Origin of the sequence: Nocardioides sp., assembly GCF_050699375.1 — a bacterium.
In the GTDB taxonomy this organism is placed as follows: domain Bacteria; phylum Actinomycetota; class Actinomycetes; order Propionibacteriales; family Nocardioidaceae; genus Nocardioides.
On sequence record NZ_JBOHDN010000351.1, the window covers coordinates 1 to 3033 of the forward strand.

Genomic DNA, 3033 nt, shown 5'->3' on the forward strand with positions numbered 1-3033 from the left:
ACCCGGGGCCGCGGTGGGCGGAGGCGGCGGGGCCGGCGCCTGGGCACGCGGTGCACCGGCCGCGACCGGCGCGTCGTCGAGGCTGACGGTGATCGTCGAGCCCGGCCCCGCCGGGCCGAGCTGGACCTCGGTCGCCCCCGTCAACGGCACCTCCGTGACTCGGCTGCCGGAGACGTACGTTCCTCCTGCCGAGCCGACATCGACCAGCTTCCATCCGGACGGATCCGGACGGAGCTCGGCATGGGATCGAGAGACCGAGGTGGAGGCGAGCACCACATCGGCATCGATCGAGCGCCCTATTCGGACGATCTTGTCGGGCGGGAAGCTGAGCGCACGTCCCGATACGTCTACGCGAAGCGTCTGCATGCACAGATCATGCACTGAAATGGCCCGATCCAAGTGTCGCGAACCGAAGATTCGCGAACTTGGATCGGGCTATTTTCGACAGAGATGGCGCGCGTAGCAGGCGGCCCGACCCGCGCCATCTCTTCTACCTGCGAGTTCTCAGACCGTGTCCGTAGGCGAACAGCGGGTCATAGTCCTCATCTCCGATGTTGATCGGCTCCTGGTCGACCGAGCGCGGCCAGGTCACCGGGAGCTTTCCGGTGAACGGACGCTTGCCGAAGAGCACGTCGGCCACGCCCTTGCCCTCGCTGCCGGGCAGCCAGGACGCCACCACGGCGTCGATCTGCCCGAGTAGCTCCGGCGGGATGATCATCGGGCGCCCGGAGACGACCAGCACGGTGCAGGTTGACGCGGCGGCGCAGACGGTCTCGATCGCCGTGGTGTCGGCGTCGCTGATCTGCATCGTCAGCGGCGGACGCAACCCGGTCTCCCCCGGGTCGTAGCCCCACTGCGGGCCGCCGACGTCACCGAAGCCCTCGGCGTACGGGTGCTCGCCGACCACCACGACTCCGTGCGCTCCGGCCGGGACCGGCGCGGAGGCGTCCGGCGAGTGGGTCACCTCGCCACGCGCTGCGGACGAGATGCCGTCGAGGATGGTGTCGCCAGGGATCTGGTGGGTCGAGTTGCCCTGCCAGGTGATCGTCCAGCCGCCGGCCTGGTCGCCGATGCTGTCGGCCTTGCTGCCGGCGACATAGACGTCGTCGCGGCCCGAGAGCGGCAGCGCGTGATGCCGGTTCTTCAGCAGGACCTGCGACTTCGCGACCGCCTCACGGGCGACGCGACGGTGTGCGGCGCTGCCGATCTCGTCGATGTTGCGCCGGTCGGTGAACGGCTTCTCGAAGAGTCCGAGCTCGAACTTCGCGGTCAGGATGCGGGCCACGGCGTCGTCGATACGGGCCGTCGGGACGGCGCCGTCCTCGACCGCCGTGTTCAGCGTGTCGATGAACTGGGGGTAGCCGACGGAGTCGCCGGAGAACGGCTCCATGAACATGTCGACACCGGCGTTGACCGAGGCGGCGACCTGCTCGGCGTACGTCCCCGGGATCTGGTGGATGGCCCGCCAGTCGGAGATCACCAGGCCGTCGAAGCCCTGCTTCTCCTTGAGCCAGCCGGTGACCAGCTCCTCGTTGGCGTGCATCTTGACCGGGTTGCCGAGGCCGTCCTCGGTCCAGTCGACGCTGGAGAAGGACGGCATCACCGAGCCGACGTCGTGCTTCTTGATCGCGGCGACGTACGGCGAGAGGGCCAGCCGCTCGAACTCGGCGCGCGAGGTCCGGTTGATGCCCTGGTCGACGGTGTAGTCGCCCTCGCCGGTGCCGAACTCGGTGAGGCCGTCGCCGGCGAAGTGCTTGGCGGTGGCGAGCACGCGGTCTCGGTTGTCCAGCTGCCCCTTGCGGCCCTGGAAGCCCTCGATCATCTGCGACATCTTGGTGGCCAGCTTCGGGTCCTCACCGAAGGATTCGTACGTCCTCCCCCATCGGTCCTCGCGGGCGACGCAGATGCACGGTGCGAAGGTCCACTGCGGGCCGGAGGCGCGGGTCTCCTCGGCGGTGATGTGCCCGATCTTCTCGGCGAGCCTCGGGTCACGGGTCGCGCCCAGGCCGATGTTGTGGGGGAAGACGGTGGCGCCGTGAAGGTTGTTGTGGCCGTGGACGGAGTCGACGCCGTAGAGCAGCGGGATGCCGAGGCGGGTGGAGAGGGCCTGCTCCTGGAAGGAGTCGACGGTGTCGGCCCAGGCCTCCGGGGTGTTCTCCGCCGGGACCGAGCCACCACCGGAGAGCACGCTGCCGAGACCGAGCTCGGCGATCTGCGCGGGGTCGGCGGCGACGTCGGCGCGCTCGGCCTGGGTCATCTGGCCCACCTTCTCGGCCAGGGTCATCCGGGACAGCAGGTCGGCGACGCGTTTCTCGGTGGAGAGGCGCGGGTTCTTGTAGGGCGTCGTGTGGTCCGAGCGCGTGAGCGCGTCGGTGGTGGCTGCGTCGTTGGCGGGTGGCGCGCTGGACGCTGGTGCAACGAGAAGCGTGGCGCAGAGCAGCCCGGCAAATGCCGAGGCTCCGATCGCGCCGCGCCGTCTGTGGAGAGTTCGCACGGGACAGGCCTCCTGTGATTGTTCAGCCGGCAAGTCTGCGATGAGCTGCCGGGAGCACTCGTGAGAGCGCTCCCACAGCGTGACGGCGATCACACGTCTGGTCAACGGTTACGCGTGCGTAATGAGCCGAAAGTCCTCGGCCCGGGCTCAGATCTCGGCTCAGATCTGGTCGAGCAGCCAGCTCGGCCCGAGCGCGGTGGCACCGCCGCAGCGCGCCTGCAGCATCCGGTCAGCGGTCACCAGCGTCACCCGGTCACCGCGCTCGACGGCCTCTCGCACGACGTCGACGATCGCGGCGTCGCCGTCCTTGGGCGCGTGGACGGTCCGGACGTGGGCATCCTTGCCGGGACGTACGCCGCCCTTGGCCTGTCCCTCCAGGACCAGCACGATCCGCTCGTGCGGGAGATCAGCCACCAGCAACGCCTCGTGCAGCCGGCGCGCGGCCCCGGCACGGTCCTTCCACCACCCGTCGGGACGGGAGCCGACAACGTTGGCGCCGTCAACGACGAGGACGGTGGTCATGCGGCCCAGGATAAAGG

At 69.4% G+C, this 3033-nt stretch carries 3 protein-coding genes; all 3 read right to left on the reverse strand.

All coding sequences use genetic code 11. The annotated features are described in order from the left end of the window. Positions 1 to 366: FHA domain-containing protein (locus tag ACRDPS_RS23555; RefSeq protein WP_431504101.1), on the reverse strand; the 366-nt coding region annotated here is incomplete at its 3' end. A gap of 124 nt (positions 367 to 490) precedes the next feature. Continuing rightward, the gene (locus ACRDPS_RS23560; protein ID WP_431504102.1) at positions 491 to 2494 is read right to left on the reverse strand and encodes a glycoside hydrolase family 3 protein; all 2004 of its coding nucleotides are present in this window, start codon (positions 2492 to 2494) and stop codon (positions 491 to 493) included. A 159-nt stretch (positions 2495 to 2653) separates the two neighbouring features. After that, positions 2654 to 3033 (reverse strand): hypothetical protein (locus ACRDPS_RS23565; protein WP_431504103.1); only part of this gene is annotated, 380 nt, incomplete at its 5' end.